This window comes from Pantoea sp. Acro-807 (assembly GCF_011752675.1).
Classification (GTDB): Bacteria; Pseudomonadota; Gammaproteobacteria; order Enterobacterales; family Enterobacteriaceae; genus Pantoea; species Pantoea eucrina.
On sequence record NZ_VWXE01000002.1, the window covers coordinates 336,787 to 363,028 of the forward strand.

A 26,242-nucleotide genomic window follows, 5' to 3' on the forward strand; every position below is an offset into this window, starting at 1 on the left:
ATGCAAGAGGTCATTCCACAGACGCTAATTGCGCTCGAGAATCTGTCGAAAACATTTGGTGGCAACCGCGCGCTGAGCGATATCTCCCTGACCTTACTGGCAGGCGAAGTGCACTGTCTCGCTGGCACCAACGGCTGTGGCAAGAGCACCCTGATCAAAGTCATTTCCGGGGTGCACGCCCCGGACAGCGGCAGCCATATTACGCTGGGCGATGGCCCGGCACTGCCGCGCCTGACCACGCAACAGGCGCGTGATTTCGGTATTCAGGTCATCTATCAGGACCTCTCGCTGTTCCCCAACCTGAGCGTGGCGGAGAACATCGCGTTTGAGCATAACCTCAATGGCCTGCTGCGCTGGCACCGCAGCGCGCGCCTGCGTGAAAGCGCCCGCAGCATTATAACCGAGCTGAAATTTGACCTCGATCTGGATGCGAAAGTCGCGGCGCTTTCGATTGCCCAGCGCCAGCAGGTCGCTATCTGCCGCGCGCTGGTCGCCGATGCGCGCCTGGTGATCATGGATGAGCCAACCGCCTCGCTGACCCGTACCGAGGTCAATCAGCTGCTGCGCACCGTGCGCTATCTGAAAGATAAAAATATCTGCGTGGTCTTTGTCAGCCACCGGCTTGATGAGGTGCTGGAGATCTCCGACCGCGTCACGGTGATCCGCGACGGCCGCAAAATGGGCTGCTGGCCCGCCCGGGAGATGACGCCGCATCATCTGACCGAGCTGATGACCGGCCTGAAGCTCGACTACCAGCTGAAAGCACCGACGCGTAATAGCGAGCGCGTGATCCTGGAGATAGATAATCTTACCCGTGCCGGTCAGTACCGTGACGTCAGCTTTAAACTTTATGAGGGCGAAGTACTGGGGCTGTGCGGTCTGCTTGGCTCCGGACGTACCGAGCTGGCGCTGTCGCTGTTTGGCATGACGCGTCCCGACAGCGGCAAAATCTGGCTCGACAGCAAACCGGTCCGCTTTCGCGGTCATGAAGATGCGATCAAAGCCGGCATTGGCTATGTGTCAGAAGATCGCCTGACGCTGGGGCTGGTGCAGCAGCAGTCGGTGGCCGACAACATGGTGCTGCCGATCCTCGACAAATTGCAGAACCGCTTTCACCTGATCGATGAGTACCGTAAAAATAAACTGATCCTGCAGTGGATCCAGCAGCTCGGCGTGCGCGTTGCCGACCCGAATCTTGCCATCTCTACCCTCTCCGGCGGCAATCAGCAAAAAATTGTGCTGGCAAAGTGGGTTCTGACGCAGCCGCGTATTCTGATCCTCGACTCGCCTACCGTTGGCGTAGACGTCGGTGCCAAAGCCAGCATCTATCAGCTGATCCATGAGCTGGCGAAAGAGGGGCTGTCGATCATCCTGATCTCTGATGAGGTGCCGGAGGTCTGGTACAACTGCGACCGTATCCTGCACTTCCGCGATGGCACCATTCATGCCGAATATCAACCCGATAGCGTCGAGCAGCAGCAGCTGGCGGAGGTGATCAATGCCTGATTTTTCCCGTTTACGTCCGCACTCCAGCCAGGGTTGGCTCGCCTGGGTGCTGCTGGCGTTCATTCTGTTTTTCTCTGTGACCAGCGATCAGTTTCTTACCGTACAGAACCTGCTGGATCTGGCGGAGAGCTACGCGGTCACCGGCATCTTTGCGCTGGGCCTGTTTGTAGTGCTGGTGACCGGCGGGATCGATATCTCTTTTGCCGCCGTTGCCTCAGTGGTGCAGTACCTGCTTGCGTCCCTGTTTGTGCAGTTTCAGTTTGATAACGCGCTGCTCAGCATTGTGCTGGCGATCGTGTGCGGCACGCTGTTTGGCGTGATCAATGCGCTGCTGATCACCACGCTGCGGGTGGTCTCCATCATCATCACTATCAGCATGCAGTCGCTGCTGTTCGGCCTGCTGATGTGGGTGACCGGCGGCCGCAGCCTCTATTCGCTGCCGGAGTGGTGGATCACCCTGCGTAACGTACTGCCATTCAGCTGGCAGGGCGAGAGCTTTCAGGTCGGCTTGCCGCTGGCCACCATGCTGATCATTGCCGCGGCGACGGCACTGCTGCTGAATAAAACCAACCTCGGGCGCCAGCTTTATGCGGTGGGTGGCGACGCAGAGTCTGCGCGACGTATCGGCATCCGCGTCGGCCTGATCCACGTTTTTGCCTACGGCTGGCTGGGCGCAATGGCGGCGGTTGGCGGCCTGGTACAGGTCTATCGCATGGGCGAAGTGGTGCCTAATGCGCTGGTCGGCGGCGAGCTTGATGTGCTGGCGGCAACGGTGCTGGGCGGCGCCAGTCTGATGGGCGGTAAAGGCACGGTCAGCGGCACGCTAATGGGGGTCTTTCTGATCGCCATCCTGAAGAACGGTCTTAACCTGGTAGGCGTGTCGAACTACTTCATGAACATCGTGGTAGGCGGCGTCATCATGATTGCGATCGCCGTAACGCACTACAAAAAACGCAAAGAAACTGATGTCAGTTTCGTGTGACTGAGGGCATTGATGATGAAATCACTGACTGCACTGCGCCCTGACGGCACCAACCTTGGTCTGATGCTGCTGATCGCGCTGGCGCTGGCGACCTTTACGCTGATGCTGCCGGGTCGCTTCCTGACCGACTCCACCTTTATGAGCATGGCGTTTCAGCTGCCGGAACTGGGATTACTGACTCTGGCGATGTTTATCGCCATTCTCAGCGGCGGCCTGAATCTCGCCATTATTGCCACCGCCAACCTGACCGCGCTGTTTATCGCCTGGACGCTGATGAGCGCCCTGCCCGCCGGTGCCGGGATGGCGCTGCAGCTGCTGTGGCTGGTTATCGCCATTATCGGCGCCATGCTGATTGCCGCCGCCATCGGCGTCATCACCGGCCTGATGGTCACGCGCATCGGCGCGCATCCGATTCTGGTGACGCTGGCTACGATGATGACGCTGAACGGGATCGGTATCTGGCTGACCAAAGGCGCAGCCGTCAGCGGCATGCCGCCGGTGGTGCAGGCGCTGGGCGCTGATACGCTGCTGGGGATGCCGCTGCCGCTCTGGGTGTTCCTCATCGCCGCCGCGCTGCTGGCGCTGTTTCTCGGTAAAACCCGGGCCGGCAAATGTATCTATATGGGCGGCAGCAACATCAACGCAACCTGGTTTAGCGGCATTAACACCCACCGCATGGTGATGCTGGTTTACGTGATCTCCAGCCTGCTCTGCGTGCTCGCGGGCCTGATTATGATGGCGCGCTTTAACTCCGCGCGCATGGGCTACGGCGACGCCTACCTGCTGCTGACGGTACTGGCGATTATCCTCGGCGGCACCGATCCCAACGGCGGCTTTGGTCGCGTCACCGGCGTCGTGCTGGCGCTGATTGCGCTGCAGGTGCTCTCAACCGGCTTCAACCTGATGAATATCAGCCAGCACGTCAGTCTGGCGATGTGGGGTGCGGTGCTGATTGTGGTACTCGCCTTTAAACAACTCAAAACCCGACTCAACGAACACCGTGCGGTAAAGCTCAGCAAGCTGGCCGCGGTGCTTAATCCTCTGACTGAAAAGAAGGAAGTATGATGCGTATTCAAATCTCCCCGTCACTGATGTGTATGAACCTGATGGAGATCAAGCACCAGCTGCAGGTTCTCGATTCGCGCGCTGACTTTCTTCACGTGGATATCATGGATGGTCACTACGTTAAAAACATCACGCTCTCCCCTTTCTTTATTGAACAGATCCGGCCCTATACCCGCGTGGCCATTGATGTACATCTGATGGTGGAAGAGCCGACTGACTTTATCGAGGCGGTCGCCAGAGCGGGCGCTGATTACATCTGCCCGCATGCAGAAACCATTAACCGCGACGCCTTCCGCGTGATCAATCTGATCCGCAGCTTTGGTAAAAAAGTGGGTGTTGTGCTGAATCCGGCCACGCCGGTCTCTTTTATCCAGCACTATATTCACCTGCTGGATAAAATTACCGTGATGACGGTGGATCCCGGCTACGCCGGTCAGCCCTTTATTCCGGAGATGGTGGAGAAAGTGCGCGAGCTGAAAACGCTTAAACAGCAGCACGGTTATCACTATCTGGTTGAGATCGACGGCTCCTGCAACACCCGCACCTATAACCAGCTGATTGGGGCCGGTGCAGAAGTGCTGATTGTCGGCACATCCGGCCTGTTTAACATTCATGATGATTTGGCGACCGCGTGGGAGATGATGCGCGACAGCATTGATGAAGCCCAGGGGCTGACGCAGGTGTCCGCATGAAACCACGCTGGCTCGGTATCGACATCGGCGGCACCGGTACGCGGCTGCAGCTGATGGAAGAGGATGGCGTCTGGAGCAGCTTTCGCAAAGTCGCCACCGCCAGCTGGGCGCAGCAGCCCGACGCGCTGCTGGCGCTTGCTCAGCTCATCCGCGACACGCTGGAGCAGCAGCCGGTAAGCGGCATTATGCTGGGTCTGCCGGGTATTCTCAGCCGCGACCGGCAGCAGGTGATTTCGCTGCCCTTTATTCAGGCGCTGGATGGCCAGCCGGTCGCGTCGCGCCTCACCGCGCTGCTTGGCGTGCCGGTGGCGATGGACAAAGATGTGAACCATCTGATGCTGTGGGATCTGCTGCAGCTGGAGCAGCTGCCGGACAACGCCGTGGGTCTCTATCCCGGCACCGGCATGGGCAACAGCCTGTGGCTCAACGGTGGCTTTTATCACGGCGAGCATGGTGGTGCCGGCGAGCTGGGGCATATTCCGGTGGCAGGCAACACCCTGCCCTGCCCGTGCGGTAACCACGGCTGTGCAGAAACGCTGACGTCGGGCCACTGGCTGAGCCGCTGGGCCGCACAGAACGCCGCCGATACGCCGATGCCGGCGCTGTTTACCCGCCACGGCGAACAGCCGGAACTGCAGGCGTTTGTCCGGCGGCTGGCTGAACTTATCGCGACCGAAATGAATATTCTCGATCCGGAGTACCTGATCCTCGGGGGCGGCGTACTGGCGATGGCTGATTTTCCGCTGGCGCAGCTGCGCAGCCAGATCCAGCAGCATCTGCGGCCACCGGTAACCCGTGAAAACCTGAAGATTATCTTCAGCCACTCAACCGACTACACGGGCTGCCGCGGTGCCTGTCTGGCCGCCGAACGCCTGTTCAGGAGCGCATGATGAAAGGAAAGGTGTGTGTTTTTGGTTCCTTTAATCTCGACATCGTGGCGGTAATGCGCCGCTTTCCGCTGCCGGGTGAGTCGCTGACGGCGCACCACAGTATGATGGGCGCAGGCGGCAAAGGGGCTAATCAGGCCACGGCGGCGCTGCGCGCAGGTGCGCGGGTGCACTACATTGGCAAAGTAGGCAATGACGATTTTGGCCTGTTTGCCCGCCGTCATCTGGAAAAAACCGGGTTCGATGCCATTACGCTGTTTACCTGTAAAGAGAAGCCAACCGGCAATGCGCTGATTTACGTCGCGGGCGACGACGCGGAGAATATGATTTCAGTCTATCCGGGCGCTAATACCACCGTGACCGCAGCCGAGGTGACGCGCTGCCAGCCTACGGTCGCCGCAGCCGACATTCTGCTGGTGCAGCTGGAGAATAATCTCAGCGCTATCCAGCGTATGATCGACAACGCCCGCGCCAGCGGCACCTTTGTCATCCTTAACCCGGCGCCGTGGCAGAAGATTGGCGATGCGCTGCTGGCAAAGGTCGATCTGCTGACGCCGAACAGCACCGAAGCGACCCAGCTCAGCGGCGTAACGGTAACCGATTTCGCCAGCGCGCGCCGTGCCGCCGGGGTGCTGCACCGCAAAGGCGCGCGCCAGGTCATTATTACGCTGGGCATGGCGGGAGCCCTGCTCTCCACGCCTGACCGGCAGCAGCGTATTCCGCTCTTTCCGGCGCAGCCGCGCGATACCACCGGCGCGGGTGACGCATTTAACGGTGCGCTTGCCGCGCGTCTCGCCTCAGGCGACGATCTGCCGCAGGCGGCGCGGTTTGCCGCAGCGTTTGCCTCGCTCTGCGTTGAGCGCGCTGGCGCAGCCGACTCAATGCCCTCCTATGCCGAGGCGCTGGCACGACTGCAGGCGCATCCGGAGTGCGTGGTCGGGGAGATAGAGAACGCGGTGGCGTAACTGAGCTTCAGGCACAGATATTCAGCCATGCAGGCCCGCCGCGGGGGCGCATCACTGCGCCCTGATTACGGCTTCAGCCATCCGGCAAGCTGCGCATGCTGCAGCAGCATAATGGTTTTACCGTCACAGATGCGCCCATCTTTTACCCTCGCCAGCGCCTGCGGGAACGACAGCTCCAGCACGGTTATCGCTTCATCTTCAACGCCACCGCCGCTGTTAGCACGCATCGCTTCACTATATTCTGCAGCAAAGAAGTGGATCAGTTCCGTAACGCCGCCGGGTGACATGTAGGCAGCAAAGAGTTTCTCAACCTTCCCTACCTGATAGCCCGTCTCCTCAATCGCCTCTTTACGGATGCAATCTTCGGGCGTGTCGTCGTCCAGCAGCCCGGCGCAGGCTTCAATCAGCTCACCGCTTTCGTTGCCGTTAACGTAAGTGGCGATGCGAAACTGCCGGGTCAGCACCACGCTGTTTTTTTCACGATTGTAGAGCAGGATGGTTGCGCCGTTACCGCGATCGTAGACTTCACGTTTGTGCCGCACCACCTCGCCATTGCTGCGCGTCAGCTCGTAGGTGTAATTGCGCAGCACAAACCAGTTTTCAGACAGGATCTTATTTTTAATGACGTTGATAGTGAATGCCATGAGCGCTCCGCTGCTTTGCTGAGAGAGGCTGAAATGATAGGCGGCAGCGGCGGGGAAAACTATCTGAATTACCTGCGCAGCGGCGGGTAAAAAAAACGGGAGCCAGGCTCCCGTTACGCTACAGAGAAAGGTTTAGCGTCCGCTTTCGTCCGCCAGCTGCGGTGACGCATCGCTGCTCTCATCCGCGTGCACCTCATGCTCTTTCATTGCCTCTGCCTGGACGCGCTTGCGTACGCCAAACCAGCCAAGCACCAGCAGTACGGCGATCAGAGGAATGGAAGCGATGGTATAGGTGCCGTTAGGGTAGTCGAACGCCATCAGCACCAGCACGCTGAGCAGGAACAGCAGCGTCAGCCAGGAGGTGAACGGCGCCCACGGCAGCTTAAAGCTGACATTCTCAGCCTTGCCCTCTTTGATCGCTTTGCGCAGACGCATCTGGCAGACCACGATAAAGCCCCAGGAAGAGATGATCCCCAGCGAGGCAACGTTCAGGACAATCTCAAACACCTGCGACGGCACGTAGTAGTTCAGCACCACGCCAACGATGTAAACCGCAACCGTGACCAGGATACCGGCATACGGCACCTGCTGCTTGCTCATCTTCGACATAAACTGCGGCGCTGAGCCGCCCATCGACATGGATCGCAGAATACGGCCGGTTGAATAGAGACCGGAGTTAAGGCTGGAGAGCGCCGCGCTCAGTACCACAATGTTCATAATACTGCCGACATAGGGAACGCCCAGCTTTGAGAAGAAAGTCACAAACGGACTCTGTCCCGCCTGGTAGGCGTTCCACGGCAGCAGCAGCACCAGCAGCACCACGGAACCCACATAGAACAGGCCAATACGCCAGATCACGCTGTTGATCGCTTTGGGCAGCATGGTTTTAGGATCTTTGCACTCGCCGGCCGCGGTTCCTACCAGCTCAATCGAGGCAAAGGCAAATACCACTCCCTGCACCAGCACCAGCGCGGCCATCAGGCCATGCGGGAAGAGACCGCCGTTATCGGTGATCAGATGGAAGCCGGTCGCGTTGCCGTCGAGCGGTTTGCCGGTACCGAGAAACACCACGCCAACAATCAGGAAGATCACAATTGCCAGCACTTTGACCAGCGCAAACCAGAACTCCATTTCGGCGAACCACTTAACGCCAATCATGTTCATGGTGCCGACAATGGCCAGCGCGCCGAGCGCAAATACCCACTGCGGTACGTCGCCAAACGCGCCCCAGTAATGCATATAAAGCGCCACGGCGGTGATATCGACAATCCCGGTCATCGCCCAGTTAACGAAATACATCCAGCCCGCTACATAAGACGCTTTTTCCCCGAGGAATTCACGCGCATAGGAGACAAAGCTGCCGCTTGAGGGGCGATGCAGTACCAGCTCGCCCAGCGCACGGAGAATAAAGAAAGAGAAGATGCCGCACACCAGATAGACCAGTGCCAGCGCCGGACCTGCCAGCTGCAGGCGTGCGCCTGCGCCGAGGAACAGACCAGTGCCGATAGCACCGCCAATGGCGATCATTTGTACCTGTCGGTTACCCATTGCTTTGTGGTAACCGGTATCGTGAGAGTTCAGCCAGCGCCTTCTCGCAGCACGCTGTTCGTCGGGCGTTTTTTTAGTATGTTTCATAGCTTTCCTGTTTGTCCTGACCATCAATCACCGGCTGACCAATCGTTTGCGCCTGCGGTGCGAAATGGAGTAAAAAACCGGTGCCGGAGCAGTGGAACGATGCGCGTGGCGACCCGGGAAATTACGGCGATGAATCCTACCCGTTCTGCATGAACGAAGCAAAATATACTGGCTGGACGCACGATCTGATTTGTAAGAATCGGTCGTGACGCACAAAAAAAACCGGTCAGCAGCGTGACCGGTCAGGATGGCGTCAGAAAAGCAGAAAATCGGGCCGGGAAATGCCCGGTTGCGCAGCTCCCGGGTAACGCATTAGCGATAGATTTCAGCGCTGCCGTTCCAGAAGCTGGAGTCGCCAGGATTCTGCGCGCCAATGACGCGAAAGTGTGTGGCGCCCATCTCTTCCGCTTTTTGCGACAGCTGGCGGGTGGCGTCATCCAGCGTGCCGCGCACGCCGCTGACCGATATGGTGCCTGCAGGCTGCATGTTTTGGGCATCCGCCTCGCTCAGCGGCGTAGCAGCCAGCGTGGAAAAACTTGCGGTGGCAAGCAGGGCCGCACCAAAGAGGGTAGTAGCTCGTTTCATAAGGATCTCCTGAGTGGCAGAAAATAGCGGGTGACAGGAGAAGTATTGGCAAGCCTGTGCAAACCAGGCCAGGCGGTCGGTAAATCTGTTTAATGTTTAGCCAGATTAATGTCTGTATTGCCGGGAAAGGTAAAGCAGTACGGCACCGGTTGAGCCGTCCGGCCACGCAACATTTACATTTCTTCCATAATTACTCCACGTTTCTCTGATTTACACCGCGTAAAGTAAAGCGGGCAGGCGCCTGCAGAGTGTGCCCGCCTCGCCTGCCAGCGCGCCAGCCGTGCGCTGCTCATATAATAATGACAAGCTGCCGCTGAGGAGTAACAGAGTTATGTCGGACTTTTTTATCGACCGCCCGGTATTTGCCTGGGTTCTGGCGATTTTACTCTGTCTGTGCGGCACGCTGGCTATCACCTCGCTTCCGGTTGAACAGTATCCGGATCTTGCTCCGCCCAATGTCCGCATCACGGCCAATTATCCCGGCGCCTCTGCCCAGACGCTGGAGAATACCGTTACGCAGGTTATCGAACAGAATATGACCGGCATCGATAACCTGATGTATATGTCCTCCAACAGCAGCAATACCGGCCAGGTGCAGATTACGCTGACCTTTCTCGCCGGTACCGATCCCGATGAGGCGCGTCAGCAGGTGCAGAACCAGCTGCAGAGCGCACTGCGCAAACTTCCGGCCGCCGTTCAGGCGCAGGGGGTTAACGTTAATAAAACCGGCGACAGCAACATTCTGATGATTGCGTTTGTCTCCACCGATGGCAGCATGGATAAGCAGGATATTGCTGATTACGTTGCCAGTAACATCCAGGATCCGCTCAGCCGCATCGATGGCGTCGGTCAGGTGGATGCCTATGGGTCACAGTACGCTATGCGCATCTGGCTCGATCCCGTCAAACTGACGCGCTATGCGCTCACGACCGCCGATATCATTCAGGCGATTGAGTCACAAAATACCCAGGTCGCCGTCGGCCAGGTCGGCGGATTGCCGTCGGTAGAGAAGCAGGCGCTGAATGCCACGGTCAACGCGCAGTCCATGCTGCAGACGCCGGAGCAGTTTCGCGCCATTACCTTAAAAAGCAGCGGCAGCGGTGCAGTTGTCACGCTCGGTGATGTTGCCAGTATCGCCATGGGCGCAGAGAAATATGACTACCTGAGTCGCTATAACGGTCAGTCCGCATCAGGCCTGGGGGTTAAGCTGGCTTCCGGCGCGAATGAGATGAATACTGACCGGCTGGTTCGCGCCCGCGTCGCGGAGCTGGCACACTATTTTCCCCCCGGCCTTGAAGCGAAAATCGCATTTGAAACCACGCCTTTTGTTAAGGCCTCCATAAAAGATGTCGTAAAAACGCTGCTGGAAGCGATCCTGCTGGTGTTTCTGGTGATGTATCTCTTTCTGCAGAATTTTCGCGCCACGCTGATCCCCACTATCGCGGTGCCGGTGGTGCTGCTGGGTACGTTTACCGTGCTCTATATCTGCGGCTTCAGTATTAATACCCTGACCATGTTTGCCGTCGTGCTGGCCATTGGCCTGCTGGTTGATGATGCGATCGTGGTCGTGGAAAACGTTGAGCGCATCATGAGCGAGGAAGGGTTATCGCCACGGGCCGCCACGCGCAAATCGATGGGGCAGATACAGGGCGCGCTGGTGGGCATTGCGCTGGTTCTCTCCGCGGTCTTTGTCCCGATGGCCTTTTTTGGTGGCACGGTGGGTGCCATTTATCGCCAGTTCTCCATTACGATTGTCTCCGCTATGGTGCTGTCAGTACTGGTGGCGATGATCCTGACGCCCGCCCTCTGCGCCACGCTGCTTAAGCCGCTGAAACAGGGTGAACATCACGGTCAGCGCGGATTTTTCGGCTGGTTTAACCGCGCGTTTAACGCCAGCACTCAGCGCTACGAACGGGGCGTTGCGCGACTGCTGCGCCAGAGTGGCCGCTGGATGCTGCTCTATGCCGCGCTGATCGGCCTGATGGCTTTTCTGTTTTTGCGTCTGCCGACCTCTTTTCTGCCGCTGGAAGATCGCGGCGTATTTATGACGCAGATTCAGCTGCCGCCGGGTTCAACGCTGCAGCAGACCTCCCGCGTGGTTGAGAAAGTTGAACGTTACTACCTTACGGCGGAAAAAGAGAACGTCACGTCCGTGTTTGCCACCATTGGATCCGGGCCTGGCGGCAACGGTCAGAACGTGGCGCGACTGTTTGTCCGCCTCACGCCCTGGGATCAACGTCCCGGTGACGACCGCACCTCTTTTGCCATTATTGAGCGCGCTACCCGCGCATTTGCCGCGATTGCTGAAGCACGCGTGGTCGCCAGCAGCCCCCCGGCCATCAGCGGCATGGGCAGCTCCTCGGGCTTTGATCTGCAGCTGCAGGATCACAGCGGTATCGGGCACACGCAGATGATGGCGATGCGCGATAAGCTGCTGGCGCTGGCGTCAGCCGATCCGGCGCTGTCGCGCGTGCGGCATAATGGCCTGGACGATACGCCGCAGCTGCAGATCGATATCGACCAGCGCAAAGCGCAGGCGCTCGGCGTCTCGCTGGACACCATCAACCAGACCCTCTCTACCGCCTGGGGATCGACCTATGTGAATGATTTTCTCGATCGCGGCCGGGTTAAAAAGGTCTATGTGCAGTCGGCACCGGAGTTTCGTATGCTGCCCGGCGATATCAATAAATGGTACGTGCGCAACAGCAGCGGCGGCATGGTGCCCTTCTCTGCGTTTGCCACCAGCCGCTGGGAAACCGGCTCACCGCGCCTGGAGCGCTATAACGGCTACGCCTCGCTGGAAATTGTTGGCGAAGCGGCCAGCGGCGTCAGCAGCGGAACCGCCATGGATGAGATGGAGAAGCTGGTGGCGCAGCTGCCGCTCGGGGTAAGCTTCCAGTGGACCGGCGCATCTTATCAGGAACGATTATCCGGCGCGCAGGCCCCGGCGCTCTATGCTATTTCGCTGCTGGTGGTGTTTTTGTGTCTCGCTGCGCTCTATGAAAGCTGGTCTATTCCCTTTTCGGTGATGCTGGTTGTGCCGCTGGGTGTTGTCGGTGCTCTGCTGGCAACATGGCTGCGCGGACTGGAAAACGATGTCTATTTTCAGGTCGGGCTGCTGACGGTGATCGGGCTTTCGGCGAAAAACGCGATTCTGATCGTGGAGTTTGCGAATGAGATCAACAGCAAAGGCCGTGAGTTAAAGGAGGCCACTCTGGAAGCCTCGCGTCAGCGCCTGCGTCCGATATTAATGACTTCACTTGCCTTTATGTTTGGCGTCCTGCCAATGGCGATCAGCAGCGGCGCGGGTTCAGGCAGTCAGCACGCGGTAGGGACCGGCGTTCTGGGCGGTATGCTGACAGCCACGCTGCTGGCTATTTTCTTTGTACCCCTGTTCTTTGTGCTGGTCCGGCGTCGCTTTCCGCTGCGTGAGAAACCGCACGATTAGCCGGCATGAAAAAAGCCGCCGGGAGAAGCTCCCGGCGGCTCTATTGATGTGTGTGGTCAGAATTACAGCAAGGGGGGAAACGCCCTGCTTTCCTCGTCACGCGTTACTTACGTAACATCGCTTCGATAAATTCTTTCCAGTTCCCCAGTTCATGTTCAACCATAACAACCTCTCTTATTGTGATGGCAATTGTACGCCGCTTTTTTCTGCAGGTGAATACGTTTCCACCTCTTATCACTATCGGCAGAAGCGGGGAAAAGCTGCAGTTTTTCTTTTTTGTGCCGTAACGCACATTTCTGCAAGCTTCTGTTCAGAATGAAAAATAATGTTTTTTTCATTCTGTAGCACAATTCCGTGATTAAGATAATCCTTACCGGCCTGATAATAAGACAGCGGGCAGTTTGCGCTCAGAATGAAAGCGCTTACTGGTCCTGATTAGCGTTTTCGATTAAAGGCCGCAGATGATGAAAAATGCAGGCAATATCCACTGACGCTCACCGCGCGCACCCCGCTGTGGTAAACTCGCGCGCAGATTTTTTTGCAGAACGGGAAACAGCTATGACAGCGCAGTGGGTGATGTACGGAATCAAAAATTGCGACACCGTAAAAAAAGCGCGCAATGCACTAACCGCGTCCGGCATCGACTACCGGTTTCACGATTATCGCGCGGATGGACTGGATGCCGCGCTGCTGCAGCACTTTATCGATCGGCTTGGCTATGAAGCCCTGCTGAATACGCGCGGTACCACCTGGCGCAGGCTGCCGGAAGCAGAACGTGCCGCGATTAAGGATGCCGCCAGCGCCAGCGCCGTGATGCTGGCACAGCCTGCCATCATTAAACGTCCGCTGCTTGCCGCCCCCGATGGCAGCCTGCTGCCGGGCTACAGCGCCGATCTTTACCACGCTTTTATTCAGGAGAAGTCATAACATGTTCTGTCCGGTTATTGAGCTGGCTCAGCAGCTCATCCGTCGCCCTTCGCTAAGTCCGGATGATGCGGGCTGTCAGGCCTTGCTGATCGCCCGCCTGGAGGCGATCGGTTTTCAGATTGAGCAGATGCATATTAATGACACGCTGAACGTCTGGGCCACGCGCGGTCACGGTGAAACCTTAGCGTTTGCCGGACACACTGATGTCGTACCGCCCGGTGATGCAAACCGCTGGATCAACCCGCCGTTTGAGCCCACTATCCGCGACGGCATGCTGTTTGGGCGCGGTGCCGCCGATATGAAGGGCTCGCTGGCAGCGATGGTGGTCGCCGCTGAACGTTTTGTCGCTGCGCATCCGCAGCACAAGGGCCGCCTGGCGTTTCTGATCACCTCCGATGAAGAGGCCAGCGCGGTCAACGGCACGGTCAAAGTGGTGGAGCGCCTGATGGCGCGTCATGAACGGCTGGATTACTGCCTGGTGGGTGAGCCCTCCAGTACAGAGATCGTCGGGGATGTGGTGAAAAACGGCCGGCGCGGTTCAATGACCGCAAACCTGACGCTGCACGGCGTGCAGGGACATGTCGCCTACCCGCACCTGGCGGATAATCCGGTACACCGTGCCATGCCGGCGCTGAATGAGCTGGTGGCCACCGAGTGGGATCAGGGCAACGCATTCTTTCCGCCAACCAGCATGCAGATTGCGAATGTGCAGGCGGGTACCGGCAGCAATAACGTTATTCCCGGCGAATTTTTTGTGCAGTTTAACTTTCGCTTCAGCACCGAGCTGACCGATCAGATGATTAAAGATCGCGTGACGGAACTGCTGGACCGCCATCAGCTGCGCTATACGCTGGAGTGGACCGTTTCCGGACAGCCTTTCCTGACGTCACGCGGCAGGCTGGTTGACGCCGTGGTAAACGCCGTAACGCACTATAATGAAATTAAGCCGCAGCTGTTGACCACGGGCGGCACTTCCGACGGACGCTTTATTGCCCGTATGGGAGCGCAGGTGGTGGAGCTTGGCCCGGTTAACGCCACAATTCATAAAATCAATGAGTGCGTCAAAGCGTCAGATCTGCAGCTGCTGAGCCGCATGTATCAGCGCATTATGGAGCAGCTGATTGCCTGACCGCATAAACAAGGAGACGGGGCATGGAGTGGTTAAAAGAGTACTGGTGGATCCTGGTGATTGTGCTGATGGTGGGCGTACTGATGAACGTCTATAAAGATCTCAAGCGCATCGATCATAAGAAATATATGGATAACCGGCCGGATTTACCTCCGCATCGTGATTTCAACGATAAGTGGGATGATGAAGATGACTGGCCAAAGAAAAAATAGGCCAGGGGCGCGTAAAAACATCAGGGGCGCATAAATGCGCCCCCTACAATAACCCGTAGGGGGCGGATTGGTTGCAGGGGCGGCATTCATGCCGCCCGCCCCTACAGAAACATCACAACATCGTCGTCGTTTGGTTTGGCGCCGCTCAATGCTTCATCAAAATAGCGGCGCGGTATGGTATAGCGCAGATGATGCAGCGCCCGCGCCATGCTGCGTTCATCTATCGCATGCGGCAGATCGTTCACCACATCCAGCGTCACATCGCCGCCCAGCTCGGTCAGACGCTGGTTCGCCGCTTCAGCATGCTGTAGCGGTACCTGTTCGTCATCGTCGCCGTGAATAAGATGAATGGTATTACGCCTGCTGGCGCGTTCCGGCAGCGTGGTATAGCGCCCGCTAAACGCCACCACCCGTCCCGCCAGCTCCGGCTGCGCTTTTACGCCCTCCAGAACCATGGTGCTGCCCTGCGAGAACCCGACCAGCGCCGTCGCTTCGGGCCGGACGCCAGCAGTACGCTGCCAGTGCCGGACAGACTCGATAAATAGCGGCATGACCGCATCGACACACTGCTGCGGCGAGCGATCCTGAGCGGGATAGTCCATAAACCACTGGCGGCCCTGCGGCACACTACCGGTATAAGGGGCACCTACTGACACCACCTGCGCGTCCGGAAACGCCTCAGCAAACCAGGTGCCAATTTGTGCCATCGCATCAGGGTTATCATCAGCGCCGTGGTAAAGCAAAAAAAGCTGAGCAGCCTGCACCGGCTGCTGAACAACAACATATCGTAAAGCCATACTGACCTCCTGTATTCACTATACGCCGCAGCCAGCAGAGTGATACCGGGAAAATTTGAACAAGAGCGCTGATTTATTGCAACAACGTCAGCCGCTGTTGCCAGGCCTGCGCTGACTGCGGATCGAGCCGTTCAAGCGCCTCAGCCGTCTCCTGACGCAGCCGCTGTACCACCGCCTTACGGCCGCTGAGGCCGGCGCTGCTGCCCGCCTCGCTCAGCGTCTGTTTCTGAAGCAGTATGGCCTGCATTAACGGCTGTGGTTGTATGCGCACCAGCCGCTGCAGCACCGCATAGCTCGCCTCGAACGGACGCTGTGCCCAGGCAAAACCTGCCAGCAGCACCACATCCTCTTCATTAATATCCTGCGACAGCCCCGCTTCCTCTGGCAGCGGTAAATCGATGAGATCGTTCAGCCAGACGGCATCGCGCGCCAGACGCTGCGCCGCCTGCGTCTGCAGCAGTTTCCCGGCCGGCGTCAGTGCGCAGATGGCCATTGCGGCGTAGCAGCCGCTGCTCGCTTCACGCTGCGATCCGACCCGCACCAGCGTAAAGCCGCAGGCGTGCCAGAAGCGCCACAGCGCCGCCGTGTAACCAAAGCTCACCGAGAGAAAATCACAGCCGGCGGCCTGCTGACGCGCCTGTGAAACCAGCGCCCGGCCAATGCCCTGCTGACGGCGGGCGGCCGTCACCGCAATGCGGCTGATACGCAGAGAGCGCAGCGTAGCCGCCGCGCTGAAACCGGCGTGTGCCGCCAGTGACTGCGCGACCAGATTACCGCGCGGGCGACGCGTGCCGGCCCAGACAGCCTGCGCCAGTTCTGCATCCAGTCCGCCCTCTTCAACCAGCCACAGGGCACCGGCCACGCTCTCTGCTGCGCCAGCCAGCCAGAGCTGCATCCCCGGCGCGTCCAGCAGGCGGCGCAGGTCGAGGGGCGAAGTGCGATAGTGCGCGCTCGCCAGCAGACGATAGCCCGCCTCCAGCGCAGCGGGGTGCGCATCCGGCGTCGCTCGGTATAACGTGATTTCAGATGCGGGTGCGGCGCGATCCGCTTCTTCAAACAGCAGCGCGCGGTTGAGCCACTGCTCCAGCGGATCCTGTGCGCACCAGCGCAGGGGCTCATCCAGCGTGAAATAGCGGACGTCAGGCAGGGTGGCGCAGAAGCGCAGCAGAAAGCCGCGTCCGGTGCCCTCGTACCCCTGCACCGTTGTGGTCAGCAGCACACGCGGAAAGCGTGCAACCAGCTGCTGCAGCAGCGGCGCCGGGATCGCGGCTGCCTCATCAACGATCAGCCATGCAGGCAGCGGATCGATCGGCTGCTGCAGGATCGCATCAGGGGCCATAAAGGAAAACTGCTCACCGGCAAACTGCGCCAGCACCTCTGTTGACACCTTCGCCGGAGCGGTGACCAGCGCGTGCGTTGTATTACGTGCCAGCATGCCGGCCAGCGCCGACTTGCCGCGCCCGCGCGGTGCGGTAACCACCGCCACCCCGGAAGCGATCGCCTGCAGCTGAGCAAGAATAGCCGCCTGCTGCTGTGGCGCCTGGCATTGCCAGCGCGGCCAGACACCTGCGGCCGGCTGACGTACCGGCAGATGCTGGCGCTGCAGCAGCACCTCGTCATCTTTCAGCATCAGCTGCTGCAGGCGGCGTATAAAACGGGGCGTGGCGATGGGCTCTGCGACATCGGCCCAGCGCAGGCTGTCCGCATCGGCAGCTGTCGCCCAGCTCTCCCACGGGGGCGTCAGCAGCAGCAGCCAGCTGCCGGCGCGCAGCGTACCGGCCAGCGCGGCAAAAGCCTCAGCGTGAAAGCCGTGCCGCGCATCGAACAGCGCATGGGTAAATTCACGTCCCAGCAGCGTTCGCAGCGCTGTCGGGGCAACGTGCGGCGTCAGGTCGCAGGCGCTGCTGAGCGTGATCCAGTCACCCGGCAGCGCCTGCTGCCATAGACCGGCCTGCTCGCGCGCCCACTCTGCATCACCTGCTATAACCGCTAAGCGGCGGATGCCTGCCTGCTGCATCGCCGCCGTGATAACCGCACAGGACATCAGTTAGTGGCGAAGGTGTTGCACTGGCCCGGATCGCCGCCGTCATAACCACGTTTAAACCAGGTATAGCGCTGTTCAGATGTGCCGTGCGTAAAGCTGTCCGGCACTACGCGCCCCTGGCTCTGCTGCTGCAGGCGGTCGTCACCAATCGCTTCGGCCGCGTTAAGCGCTTCCTGCAGATCGCCCACTTCCAGAATGTTCTGCTGCTGCATATAGTGGCCCCAGACGCCGGCAAAGCAGTCCGCCTGCAGCTCCATTTTCACCGACAGCTGATTCACCTGTTTCTCACTGGCACCCTGCTGCATTTCACGTACTTTCGGCTCAATACCCAGCAGCTTCTGCACGTGGTGACCCACCTCATGCGCAATGACGTAGCCCTGCGCAAAGTCGCCGCCTGCGCCGAGTTTGGTTTTCATCTCATCGTAGAAAGAGAGGTCGATATAGACGCTCTGGTCAGCCGGACAGTAAAACGGCCCCATCGCCGCCTGACCGGTTCCGCAGTGGGTGCGCGTCACGCCGCGATACATCACCAGTTTTGGTGGCACATACTGTTTGTTCATCTGCTTAAACAGCTTGTCCCAGGTATCTTCGGTTGTCGCGAGGATCACCGAGGTAAATTTCGCCGCCTCGTTATCCTGTGCGGAGTCCACCTGGCGCTGCTGCACCGGTGCGCTGCCACCGCCGCCCAGCAGTCCGGTAAGGTCATAGCCGTAATATCCGGCCACCGCCACAACGACCAGCAGGATAATGCCGCCTTTCCCGCGCGGCAGCCGGATCTGTCGCCCGCCACTGCCAAAACCTGATGATTCGCCGCGACGATCTTCCACATTGTCGCTTTCACGACGCCCTTGCCAGCGCATGGCCTGCTCCTGTTTATTTATCTTCAGATAGGCATGATTTTAGATGGCGCCAGGCATAATCACCAGCGTTGCAGGCAGGCAGATGACGGATATAAAAAAGGGCCGTCTGCAGAGACGACCCGATAGCACCTGCCGCGTAATGCGGTTTAGTCGAGTTTGACCCCGAGGCGGTGTGCTACAGCTTCATACGCTTCCACGACGCCGCCGAGGCTCTGACGGAAACGGTCTTTATCCATTTTGTCCATGGTCTCTTTGTCCCACAAACGCGCGCCATCGGGTGAGAACTCGTCGCCCAGCGTGACTTCGCCGTTAAACAGACCAAACTCCAGCTTGAAATCGACCAGGATAAGACCGGCATCATCAAACAGTTTGCTCAGCACCTCGTTGGCTTTATACGTCAGCTCCTGCATACGCGCCAGGTTCGCTTTACTGACCCAGCCAAAGGTTTCGCAGTAAGACTCGTTGACCATGGGATCATGTTTGGCGTCATCTTTCAGGAAGAGATCAAACAGCGGCGGACTGAGCAGCATGCCCTCTTCCACCCCAAGGCGTTTGACCAGCGATCCGGCCGCGCGGTTGCGGATCACGCACTCTACCGGCACCATCTCCAGCTTTTTCACCAGCGCTTCGTTATCAGACAGCAGCGCTTCCATCTGAGTAGGAATGCCCGCTTCCTGCAGTCTGGTCATAATAAAGTGGTTAAACTTGTTGTTCACCATGCCTTTACGATCAAACTGTTCGATTCGTGCCCCGTCTCCTGCTGATGTATCGTTGCGGAACTCAAGTACCAGCAAATCCGGATTGTCGGTACTGTATACGGTTTTCGCTTTACCGCGATACAACTCAGCTCGCTTTTGCATCTTGTTAACTCCAGACATGAAATAACCCGTGTTCAGCGGTGTTCCACCGCGCGACGACTGCGTGACGCAATCGTTTACCTCGCCGGGCGCCATTATGCCAAAATCAAAACAAAAAGGCCGGAGAATCTCCGGCCTTTACACAATTATTTATTCAGTGCGCCCTGCATGACGGCCACCAGCGCATCGTTCTGCGCCTGGGTCAGCACGTGACCCTTAGGATCGATAAACTGCAGACTACTGCGGTTATCAAGGTCGCCTACCTGCAGCTTATAGTCACCGTTCGGCAACTCCGGATCTTTGGCGCCAATCGCGTCAAACGCGCTGCTGCCCGGCTGCTTATAGGTCACTTTCAGACTGCCCTGCGAACGGTTGTCATCCGTCACTTCCATGCCAGCACGCTGCAGCGCCGCCGGCAGTCGCTGCCAGGTGACGTTAAACGGCGAGCGCAGGATCAGCAGCGGCAGGCCGGTTTCATCTGCACCGCTCTGGACGTCGATCTGTCCGGTCGCACGTCCGGCGGCAGCATCCTGACTGGCAGTATCGATCTTATCCAGACCGGTACTGAGATCGTTGAGCATCTGGCCGGTATAGCGCTGAACCTGTGCCGGTGACGTTACCGTCTCACCCTGCTGCTGCAGCTCAAGCAGACGCACCGTCAGGACCTGCTGATACCCCTGATTCTGCACGCTGATCTGATAGCGGCCGCGATACTGATTATCTTCATCTGCGCGGTTCCACTGCACCCAGTCGGTGGTGAGCTGCTGCCCGGCATCGTTACGCTGGGCAATCGGGAACTTGTAGGATTGCACCACGTTGACCACCTGTGACCAGATAGAACCGCGACTGCTTTCCAGCGCCAGTACGCCGGTATTACCGGTGAACTGCGCGCGCGTACCGTTCATCAGCGCCAGCGGCTGCGCCGGCGGACGAATATCGAGTGCTTTACCCAGCGCGCCATTAGCTACGCGATGCGGAACCTCATAGTCGCCGTTCTGTATCGGCAGTATTGCCCCTGCCGGCGCGTTCAGATCGCGCAGTTCAGGCGTCTGAAGATAGGACTCATCGCCGCTTACCTGGCGCTTGTAACGCTGATCGCTGGAACAGGCTGTCAGCAGCATCAGAGTGGAGAGACCTGCTACCGTTACCAGCGTCGAGCGCTTAACTGAAAAACTCATTGATTCTCCCTAAATTAACGCAGACCCGCTTTGATAAGTGCCTGCGCCGTTTTTTCCTGGCCCGCGCTGGTCAGCGGCGTCATTGGCAGGCGCAGCGTGTCATCCGCGATCAATCCCAGCTGTTTTGCGGCCCATTTTACCGGAATAGGATTGGGCTCACAGAAAAGCGTCTGGTGCAGATGCATCAGACGCTGATTCAGGTTACGCGCTTCGGCAAATTTGCCTTCCTGCGCCAGCGCACAGAGTTCAGCCATTTCACGCGCCGCAATGTTAGCGGTGACAGAAATGACGCCTTTGCCGCCCAGCTGCATGGAATCCAGCGCAGTGGCATCATCGCCGCTGACAATAATGAACTCGTCACCAACCAGCTGTTGGATCTGTGAAACCCGCGATAAGTTCCCGGTCGCTTCTTTAATACCGATAATATTTTTAATTTCAGCCAGGCGCGCCACGGTCTCCGGCAGCATATCGCAGCCGGTACGCGACGGAACGTTATAGAGCATCTGCGGCAGATCGGTGCTTTCCGCAATCGCTTTGAAGTGCTGGTAAAGCCCTTCCTGAGTCGGACGATTGTAATAAGGCGTCACGGTCAGGCAGCCGACCACGCCGGTGCCGGTAAAGCGTTTTGTCAGAGAGATCCCTTCGGCAGTGGCGTTAGCGCCCGTTCCGGCGATAACCGGAATACGGCCATCGGCCAGCTCCAGGGTTTGCATCACCACGTCACCATGCTCTTCATGGCTGAGCGTTGCAGATTCGCCGGTGGTGCCAACAGAAACGATCGCTGCGGTTCCGCTGGCGACATGATAATCAATCAGTTTTTTCAGACTCGGGCGGCAAACCTGGCCCTGGTCATTCATAGGCGTAATGAGTGCAACAATACTTCCGGTGAACATGGGCTATCCCCTCGACAAACAAGTGCCTCATGTTACGTTTTACCTTCAAAGAAAAGCAAGCGAGCCAGCCCATTCCCGCGCTTGTCAGCAGTTTTTTTTATGTTTACCTTATAGTTATTAGCGAACGTACAGGAAAACTCATTTTGTCGCAGCCACAGCCGCATCATCTGGTCATCACTGCTCTTGGCGTCGATCGTCCGGGTATCGTTAACGCCATTACCTGCCACGTCAGCAGTTGCGGCTGCAATATAGAAGATAGCCGTCTGGCGATGCTCGGCGATGAGTTCACCTTTATTATGCTGCTTTCCGGCAGCTGGAACGCCATTACGCTGATTGAATCCACGCTGCCGATGAAAGGCGCTGAGCTGGAGCTGCTGATCGTAATGAAGCGCACGAACGCGCGCGCGACGCCACCGATGCCGGTGACGGTCCGGATTCAGGTAGAAGTGCCGGATTCGCCACGCATTATTGAGCGCTTTACCGATCTGCTTGATAAACATCAGCTGAACATCGCTGAGCTGGTGTCGCGTATTAACCCGGCTCAGGACAATGAACAGCCGGTACTCTATATTCAGATGACAGCACACAGTCCGGCGAACCGGGTAAGCGCACCGATAGAGCAGGCGTTTAATCAGCTGTGTGAAGAACTGCATGCACAAGGCTCAATTCGCCTCTATAGTGTCACCGACGACAGCAGCAATGTCCTGTAATCAGGCTCCGGGTTATTTCGCCACACACTCTGTTGCAGCAGCATAACGTGTTGTGAAATAACCCTGAGGTAAACGTCCGGCCAGCCAGCAGGCACTGCCGGGTGTCATACCCGCAGCATGAACAAAAAACGGAGAGTTGTGATGAATCCACTGAAAGCCGGTGATACCGCACCGAAATTTAGCTTGCCCGATCAGGATGGCGAACAAGTAAATTTGGCCGACTTCCAGGGACAGCGTGTTCTGGTCTATTTCTACCCGAAAGCGATGACGCCAGGCTGTACTACTCAGGCCTGCGGCCTGCGTGACAACATGGACGAGCTGAAAAAAGCGGGCGTAGAGGTACTGGGTATCAGCACCGACAAGCCGGAAAAACTGTCCCGTTTTGTTGAGAAAGAGCTGCTGAATTTCACGCTGCTTTCTGATGAAGATCACCAGGTGTGCGAGCAGTTTGGCGTCTGGGGTGAGAAGTCATTTATGGGCAAAAGCTACGACGGCATCCACCGCATCAGTTTCCTGATTGGTCAGGATGGTAAAGTGGAAAAGGTGTTCGACAGCTTTAAAACCGCAGACCATCACGATATCGTGCTTGATTACGTGAAGTCTGCCTGATCAAAAGCGGTGCGCCTTTGCTGCGCACCGCTTCCCGCTATTTCTTACTCTGCGATCTGCCGTTCCGGCGTGGTTTCCGGCCAGGCGCGTACAACCGCTTTTACCAGCGTGGCCAGCGGAATAGCAAAAAATACGCCCCAGAAGCCCCACAGTCCGCCAAAAATGACCACGGAGAGAATAATCACCAGCGGATGCAGATTTACCGCTTCTGAAAACAGCACCGGCACCAGTACGTTGCCATCCAGCGCCTGGATCACCAGATACACCACCATCAGCGTCCAGAAATCGCTGCTAAGCCCCCACTGAAACAGCCCGACGCCAATGACCGGCAGCGTAACGGCCAGCGCGCCCACGTAAGGGATCAGCACCGAAACGCCCACCAGCACCGCCAGCAGCAGCGCGTAATTGAGCCCCAGCACTAAAAAGGCGATCCAGCTGACTACGCCTGTCACCGCCATCTCCAGCACTTTGCCGCGAATATAGTTGGTGATTTGCTGATTCATCTCTTTCCATACCGTGCCCGCCAGCCCGCGATTACGCGGCAGCACGCGCCGCACCGCATTCAGCATCTGCTCTTTATCTTTCAGCAGGAAAAACACCATCAGCGGGACCAGCACCAGATAGATCATCAGCGTCATCAGACCGACCAGCGAGGCCAGCGAATAGCGCACCAGGGATTCACCCAGGCCGGTCAGGCGGCTGCGCAGATTCTCTACGATGATATCGATAATGCCTGCATCTACCAGTGCCGGAAAACGCTGTGGCAGCGCAGCCGCTGAGACATAGAGTTTATTGAGCATGTTGGGCAGATCGCGCGTCAGGTTAATGCCCTGCTGCCAGGCAACCGGCGCCACTATCAGTACCATAACCAGCAGAATGCCGGCGAAGAGTATTAACACGATGCTGGTTGCCCAGCTGCGGCTGCAGCCGATACGCTGCAGCCGCACTACGGGCCACTCCAGCAGATAAGCCAGCACCAGCGCCACCAGCAGCGGCGCCAGCAGCCCGCTAAAGAAAAACAGAATGCAGAACGCCGCCAGCAGGATCGCCAGCAGGCCAATCGCCTGCGGATCGCTGAAGCGACGCTTGTACCAATGAAACAACAGAGACAACATCAACCTTATCCTTTTACTGCCCCGGCACGGCACGCTGCCGCCCGCTTATCGATCCGCATATCAGCGTATAATGCTGCTGACCAGTGCGTTATGGCCGGCAATCATCACACAGTTTCGTCCGGCGTGCTTGGCCTGATAGAGCGCCGCATCCGCCTGCCGGAGACTCTCCTCCTGCGTGCCCTGCTGCGGCTGCCAGCAGGCGATGCCCACCGAGAGCGTGATATGGCCGGGCGGATCGATCCAGCTCTCCGCAATGCTGACGCGCACCCGCTCGGCGATAACCCGCGCCTCTTCGACCGTGGTAGCCGGCAGCAGCATCAGAAACTCTTCGCCGCCGTTACGGCAGACCACATCCGTCTGACGGGCGTTACTGCGCAGCGTCTGCGCCACCTGCTTAATGACGTTATCACCCGCGCCGTGGCCAAAATTATCATTTACCCGCTTAAAGTGGTCGATATCCAGCGCCAGCACGGCAAATGGCTGCTGCATCGCCTCAAAATAGTCGAGCACGGCGTGCAATCCTCGCCGGTTGAGCAGCTGCGTCAGAGGATCGCTTTGTACTTCTGAGTTAAGCCGGCCGATTTTATCCTGTACCAGTCCGATACCGGTCAGCAGCGCCCGCTTTACCTGCGCCGCCTCAAAGTACCACGCACGGATGCCGCCGATCTCTGCCGACACCCCCTGCGTATCCATCTGGCTGGCTTTCCGCGACAGCTGCCAGAGCGGCAGCGCGATCAGCCGCGCCAGCACGATCGCTACCAGCAGCGTCAGCAGCGCAAACGGCACCGAGTTTTTCAGCACGTTCAGCAGCAGACCGGAAAGCGGCGCCAGCGTGAGTGCCGCAGGCTTAAGCGCCACGACCATCCAGCCGGTACCGGGCACCACAGCGTAGCCAATCAGCTTATTGCTGCTGTTCTCTGTGATCTGCGCGGTACCGCTGCTGCGCTCCGCCCGCTCGCGTTCGCTGATAATCGCCGGCACGCTTTTACCCACCAGCTGGCTGTTCTGGTGATAAAGCACCTGATTATTGCGGTCCAGAACAAAGACCTGCGTCCCGTCGCGATAATATTGCTCGCCCAGCAGCGCATTCAGGATGCTTTTTTTCTTCAGATAGAGCGTGCCGCCCACGTACCCCAGATAGCGCCCTTCGCTGTTCCAGATCGGCCATGAAACAAACACGATCAGGTTGTTTGCGGCCGAAATCACTGCCCGGCTGACCAGCGGCTGCCGCTGCGACAGCGCTTCCCGTGACGCCTGACTGGTGAGCTGCATGCCTTTCAGCGTCAGGGATTCCGGTGAAATCGCTTTAACGATGCCATTACTGTCCACCACCGCAACGGAGTTAAAACTGCTGGTCTGCTCGCGCAGGCGATTCACTTCCTGCTGCGCAAGTGCTTCATCATCAAACGCCTGACCCAGCAGATTAGCGCTGAAGTGCAGCTGCGACTGTGCCTGCTGAAAGAAAAGTTCCGTGGTGGTCGCCAGCTTGGTCGCATAGGCGCGATTGGCTTCCAGCGTGGTTTCAATCAGCACCATACGCTGCACGCGCCAGGTCGCATAAAGCGTGTTCGCCAGCGTAATGACAATACTGATTATTGCCAGCAGCGCGATCAGCGTTCGCAGGTCAGTTTTGGGCCGGATTCGCATCAGCATAACGCTGCCGCGCGGATAGGTTGCTTCATAGATTTCGTGCCTGACGCTGTGGTGATTAAGGGGGTCACTTGTTGTTATAAAAGAGAAGCAAGTGTACACCGCTCAGGTCGTTTCAGCACGGATCATCCTGCTGCTCTGGCAACAGAGCTCTGTTTTACGCTGGATCGGTTTACGGAGGGAGGCAGAGAAGTGACAGCGGCCTGCACCGCTGTCAGCGCATGTTACAGCATCAAAAAGGCGTATCCTTCATTCTGCAGCGTAGCAACCGTCGTGCCGCTGGAGAGCGTATGGGTCACGCGGGTATCGATCCAGTCACGCTGCAGCTGGTGAAACGCCACGGACTGGTCGCAGATAGTGACTTTAACGCCCGCTTTTTTCAGCTCATCGATCAGTTTCAGGTTCGGGTTATCAAAACCGTACGCCTTATGAAACTGCTCGTTGTTCAGCGCAGCCGGTACGGCATCGCTGTTGATAGAGACCACAAAGTTTAGCTGATTAAGCGGCACGCCCGCAGCATAATAGAGGTTGGTCACGCGTGCCACGCGCTCCAGGCCCAGGTTAGCCTGGTGAATATCGCCTTCGCTGCGGTTGATCTGAAACACAATTTTATTGCTCAGCCCCGGCGTCGTTGCCGGGTTGTAGTCAGGCGTATTCACGAAGTGAATTTTGCCATAGCCGGCGATTGCCGGCGTGCTCCAGAAGTCAGCAGGCTCCGCTTTTTTATCGGCGAATTTACCGCTGACCTTATCCACCAGCTCAGGAAGCTGTAACACATTGCCGCCGACAAATCCTGCCAGCGCGGCGATAACAATATAAGACGCTACACGCATTCTGTTTCTCCTTAACCGA

The 26,242-nt window shown here is 58.1% G+C and carries 24 protein-coding genes; 12 read left to right on the forward strand and 12 right to left on the reverse strand.

Going from position 1 to position 26,242, the window contains the following annotated elements; all coding sequences use genetic code 11:
- Genes F3J39_RS08075 through F3J39_RS08100 form a run of 6 tightly spaced genes read left to right on the forward strand, consistent with a single transcriptional unit; the run spans position 1 to position 6,097 of the window.
- The gene (locus tag F3J39_RS08075; RefSeq protein WP_039379496.1) at positions 1-1,506 is read left to right on the forward strand and encodes a sugar ABC transporter ATP-binding protein; all 1,506 of its coding nucleotides are present in this window, start codon (positions 1-3) and stop codon (positions 1,504-1,506) included.
- Positions 1,499-2,488: an ABC transporter permease gene (locus F3J39_RS08080; protein WP_039379498.1), complete on the forward strand. Its 990-nt coding sequence runs from the start codon at positions 1,499-1,501 to the stop codon at positions 2,486-2,488. The genes F3J39_RS08075 and F3J39_RS08080 overlap by 8 nt, the downstream gene beginning before the upstream one ends.
- A 15-nt stretch (positions 2,489-2,503) precedes the next feature.
- Positions 2,504-3,553 (forward strand): ABC transporter permease, encoded by a 1,050-nt coding sequence (locus F3J39_RS08085; RefSeq protein ID WP_039385603.1) that lies wholly within the window; start codon positions 2,504-2,506, stop codon positions 3,551-3,553.
- Positions 3,553-4,245 carry a D-allulose 6-phosphate 3-epimerase gene (gene alsE, locus F3J39_RS08090; protein WP_065648729.1) on the forward strand — a complete coding sequence of 231 codons (693 nt, stop codon included), beginning with the start codon at positions 3,553-3,555 and terminating at the stop codon, positions 4,243-4,245. The genes F3J39_RS08085 and alsE overlap by 1 nt, the downstream gene beginning before the upstream one ends.
- A complete protein-coding gene (gene alsK / locus F3J39_RS08095) occupies positions 4,242-5,135 on the forward strand; it encodes an allose kinase (protein ID WP_166714050.1) in 894 nt (297 codons plus the stop codon). The genes alsE and alsK overlap by 4 nt, the downstream gene beginning before the upstream one ends.
- On the forward strand, positions 5,135-6,097 hold the full coding sequence (locus tag F3J39_RS08100; protein WP_071667918.1) for a ribokinase: 963 nt from the start codon (positions 5,135-5,137) through the stop codon (positions 6,095-6,097). Before alsK ends, F3J39_RS08100 begins: the two co-directional genes overlap by 1 nt.
- Positions 6,098-6,162: 65 nt before the next feature.
- Here the strand turns inward: F3J39_RS08100 and nudK are convergent, their stop codons facing one another.
- The 3 genes from nudK to F3J39_RS08115 form a co-directional block, all read right to left on the reverse strand.
- Positions 6,163-6,741: a GDP-mannose pyrophosphatase NudK gene (gene nudK / locus F3J39_RS08105; protein ID WP_166714051.1), complete on the reverse strand. Its 579-nt coding sequence runs from the start codon at positions 6,739-6,741 to the stop codon at positions 6,163-6,165.
- A gap of 132 nt (positions 6,742-6,873) precedes the next feature.
- A complete protein-coding gene (gene ansP / locus F3J39_RS08110) occupies positions 6,874-8,376 on the reverse strand; it encodes an L-asparagine permease (protein WP_166714052.1) in 1,503 nt (500 codons plus the stop codon).
- A 312-nt stretch (positions 8,377-8,688) separates the two neighbouring features.
- A complete protein-coding gene (locus F3J39_RS08115) occupies positions 8,689-8,961 on the reverse strand; it encodes a DUF1471 domain-containing protein (RefSeq protein WP_166714053.1) in 273 nt (90 codons plus the stop codon).
- A 331-nt stretch (positions 8,962-9,292) separates the two neighbouring features.
- Between F3J39_RS08115 and acrD the strand changes: the two genes are divergently transcribed.
- The 4 genes from acrD to F3J39_RS08140 all read left to right on the forward strand — a co-directional run bounded on the left by acrD (position 9,293) and on the right by F3J39_RS08140 (position 14,677).
- A complete protein-coding gene (acrD, locus tag F3J39_RS08120) occupies positions 9,293-12,409 on the forward strand; it encodes a multidrug efflux RND transporter permease AcrD (RefSeq protein ID WP_166714054.1) in 3,117 nt (1,038 codons plus the stop codon).
- Positions 12,410-12,967: 558 nt separating this feature from the next.
- On the forward strand, positions 12,968-13,336 hold the full coding sequence (locus F3J39_RS08130; RefSeq protein WP_071667924.1) for an ArsC family reductase: 369 nt from the start codon (positions 12,968-12,970) through the stop codon (positions 13,334-13,336).
- A gap of 1 nt (position 13,337) precedes the next feature.
- Positions 13,338-14,465 (forward strand): succinyl-diaminopimelate desuccinylase, encoded by a 1,128-nt coding sequence (dapE, locus tag F3J39_RS08135; RefSeq protein WP_039379515.1) that lies wholly within the window; start codon positions 13,338-13,340, stop codon positions 14,463-14,465.
- A 23-nt stretch (positions 14,466-14,488) separates the two neighbouring features.
- Positions 14,489-14,677, forward strand: coding sequence for a YpfN family protein (locus tag F3J39_RS08140; RefSeq protein ID WP_039379517.1), 189 nt, complete (start codon positions 14,489-14,491; stop codon positions 14,675-14,677).
- Positions 14,678-14,778: 101 nt separating this feature from the next.
- Here the strand turns inward: F3J39_RS08140 and ypfH are convergent, their stop codons facing one another.
- The 6 genes from ypfH to dapA form a co-directional block, all read right to left on the reverse strand.
- On the reverse strand, positions 14,779-15,474 hold the full coding sequence (gene ypfH, locus F3J39_RS08145) for an esterase (RefSeq protein ID WP_039379519.1): 696 nt from the start codon (positions 15,472-15,474) through the stop codon (positions 14,779-14,781).
- A gap of 73 nt (positions 15,475-15,547) precedes the next feature.
- Complete coding sequence (locus tag F3J39_RS08150; protein WP_166714055.1) at positions 15,548-17,518, reverse strand: GNAT family N-acetyltransferase; 1,971 nt, start codon at positions 17,516-17,518, stop codon at positions 15,548-15,550.
- Positions 17,518-18,378, reverse strand: a complete 861-nt coding sequence (locus F3J39_RS08155) for a neutral zinc metallopeptidase (RefSeq protein ID WP_166714056.1) — start codon at positions 18,376-18,378, stop codon at positions 17,518-17,520. The genes F3J39_RS08150 and F3J39_RS08155 overlap by 1 nt, the downstream gene beginning before the upstream one ends.
- 146 nt (positions 18,379-18,524) lie before the next feature.
- Positions 18,525-19,238, reverse strand: a complete 714-nt coding sequence (gene purC, locus F3J39_RS08160; protein WP_039385608.1) for a phosphoribosylaminoimidazolesuccinocarboxamide synthase — start codon at positions 19,236-19,238, stop codon at positions 18,525-18,527.
- 143 nt (positions 19,239-19,381) lie between these two features.
- Complete coding sequence (bamC, locus tag F3J39_RS08165) at positions 19,382-20,413, reverse strand: outer membrane protein assembly factor BamC (RefSeq protein WP_071667912.1); 1,032 nt, start codon at positions 20,411-20,413, stop codon at positions 19,382-19,384.
- A gap of 14 nt (positions 20,414-20,427) precedes the next feature.
- Entirely contained in the window at positions 20,428-21,306 is an 879-nt protein-coding gene (dapA, locus tag F3J39_RS08170) for a 4-hydroxy-tetrahydrodipicolinate synthase (RefSeq protein ID WP_104085274.1), read from the reverse strand.
- A 143-nt stretch (positions 21,307-21,449) separates the two neighbouring features.
- Between dapA and F3J39_RS08175 the strand changes: the two genes are divergently transcribed.
- Both F3J39_RS08175 and bcp read left to right on the forward strand, forming a co-directional pair.
- On the forward strand, positions 21,450-22,016 hold the full coding sequence (locus tag F3J39_RS08175; protein WP_166714057.1) for a glycine cleavage system transcriptional repressor: 567 nt from the start codon (positions 21,450-21,452) through the stop codon (positions 22,014-22,016).
- Positions 22,017-22,157: 141 nt separating this feature from the next.
- On the forward strand, positions 22,158-22,625 hold the full coding sequence (gene bcp, locus F3J39_RS08180; RefSeq protein ID WP_071667909.1) for a thioredoxin-dependent thiol peroxidase: 468 nt from the start codon (positions 22,158-22,160) through the stop codon (positions 22,623-22,625).
- 44 nt (positions 22,626-22,669) lie between these two features.
- Here bcp and F3J39_RS08185 read toward each other — a convergent pair whose 3' ends face one another.
- The 3 genes from F3J39_RS08185 to F3J39_RS08195 form a co-directional block, all read right to left on the reverse strand.
- Positions 22,670-23,740, reverse strand: coding sequence for an AI-2E family transporter (locus tag F3J39_RS08185; RefSeq protein WP_104085275.1), 1,071 nt, complete (start codon positions 23,738-23,740; stop codon positions 22,670-22,672).
- A gap of 60 nt (positions 23,741-23,800) precedes the next feature.
- The gene (locus F3J39_RS08190; protein ID WP_104085276.1) at positions 23,801-25,393 is read right to left on the reverse strand and encodes a sensor domain-containing diguanylate cyclase; all 1,593 of its coding nucleotides are present in this window, start codon (positions 25,391-25,393) and stop codon (positions 23,801-23,803) included.
- Positions 25,394-25,614: 221 nt separating this feature from the next.
- Entirely contained in the window at positions 25,615-26,223 is a 609-nt protein-coding gene (locus tag F3J39_RS08195; RefSeq protein WP_094111938.1) for a DsrE family protein, read from the reverse strand.
- Positions 26,224-26,242 lie beyond the last annotated feature (19 nt).

Bases quoted from the DNA above. Each gene is read 5' to 3' on its own strand.
- F3J39_RS08075 (WP_039379496.1), top strand. From the start codon at position 1: ATGCAAGAGGTCATTCCACAGACGCTAATTGCGCTCGAGAATCTGTCG.
- F3J39_RS08080 (WP_039379498.1), top strand. From the start codon at position 1,499: ATGCCTGATTTTTCCCGTTTACGTCCGCACTCCAGCCAGGGTTGGCTC.
- F3J39_RS08085 (WP_039385603.1), top strand. From the start codon at position 2,504: ATGAAATCACTGACTGCACTGCGCCCTGACGGCACCAACCTTGGTCTG.
- alsE (WP_065648729.1), top strand. From the start codon at position 3,553: ATGCGTATTCAAATCTCCCCGTCACTGATGTGTATGAACCTGATGGAG.
- alsK (WP_166714050.1), top strand. From the start codon at position 4,242: ATGAAACCACGCTGGCTCGGTATCGACATCGGCGGCACCGGTACGCGG.
- F3J39_RS08100 (WP_071667918.1), top strand. From the start codon at position 5,135: ATGAAAGGAAAGGTGTGTGTTTTTGGTTCCTTTAATCTCGACATCGTG.
- nudK (WP_166714051.1), bottom strand. From the start codon at position 6,741: ATGGCATTCACTATCAACGTCATTAAAAATAAGATCCTGTCTGAAAAC.
- ansP (WP_166714052.1), bottom strand. From the start codon at position 8,376: ATGAAACATACTAAAAAAACGCCCGACGAACAGCGTGCTGCGAGAAGG.
- F3J39_RS08115 (WP_166714053.1), bottom strand. From the start codon at position 8,961: ATGAAACGAGCTACTACCCTCTTTGGTGCGGCCCTGCTTGCCACCGCA.
- acrD (WP_166714054.1), top strand. From the start codon at position 9,293: ATGTCGGACTTTTTTATCGACCGCCCGGTATTTGCCTGGGTTCTGGCG.
- F3J39_RS08130 (WP_071667924.1), top strand. From the start codon at position 12,968: ATGACAGCGCAGTGGGTGATGTACGGAATCAAAAATTGCGACACCGTA.
- dapE (WP_039379515.1), top strand. From the start codon at position 13,338: ATGTTCTGTCCGGTTATTGAGCTGGCTCAGCAGCTCATCCGTCGCCCT.
- F3J39_RS08140 (WP_039379517.1), top strand. From the start codon at position 14,489: ATGGAGTGGTTAAAAGAGTACTGGTGGATCCTGGTGATTGTGCTGATG.
- ypfH (WP_039379519.1), bottom strand. From the start codon at position 15,474: ATGGCTTTACGATATGTTGTTGTTCAGCAGCCGGTGCAGGCTGCTCAG.
- F3J39_RS08150 (WP_166714055.1), bottom strand. From the start codon at position 17,518: ATGTCCTGTGCGGTTATCACGGCGGCGATGCAGCAGGCAGGCATCCGC.
- F3J39_RS08155 (WP_166714056.1), bottom strand. From the start codon at position 18,378: ATGCGCTGGCAAGGGCGTCGTGAAAGCGACAATGTGGAAGATCGTCGC.
- purC (WP_039385608.1), bottom strand. From the start codon at position 19,238: ATGCAAAAGCGAGCTGAGTTGTATCGCGGTAAAGCGAAAACCGTATAC.
- bamC (WP_071667912.1), bottom strand. From the start codon at position 20,413: ATGAGTTTTTCAGTTAAGCGCTCGACGCTGGTAACGGTAGCAGGTCTC.
- dapA (WP_104085274.1), bottom strand. From the start codon at position 21,306: ATGTTCACCGGAAGTATTGTTGCACTCATTACGCCTATGAATGACCAG.
- bcp (WP_071667909.1), top strand. From the start codon at position 22,158: ATGAATCCACTGAAAGCCGGTGATACCGCACCGAAATTTAGCTTGCCC.
- F3J39_RS08185 (WP_104085275.1), bottom strand. From the start codon at position 23,740: ATGTTGTCTCTGTTGTTTCATTGGTACAAGCGTCGCTTCAGCGATCCG.
- F3J39_RS08190 (WP_104085276.1), bottom strand. From the start codon at position 25,393: ATGCTGATGCGAATCCGGCCCAAAACTGACCTGCGAACGCTGATCGCG.
- F3J39_RS08195 (WP_094111938.1), bottom strand. From the start codon at position 26,223: ATGCGTGTAGCGTCTTATATTGTTATCGCCGCGCTGGCAGGATTTGTC.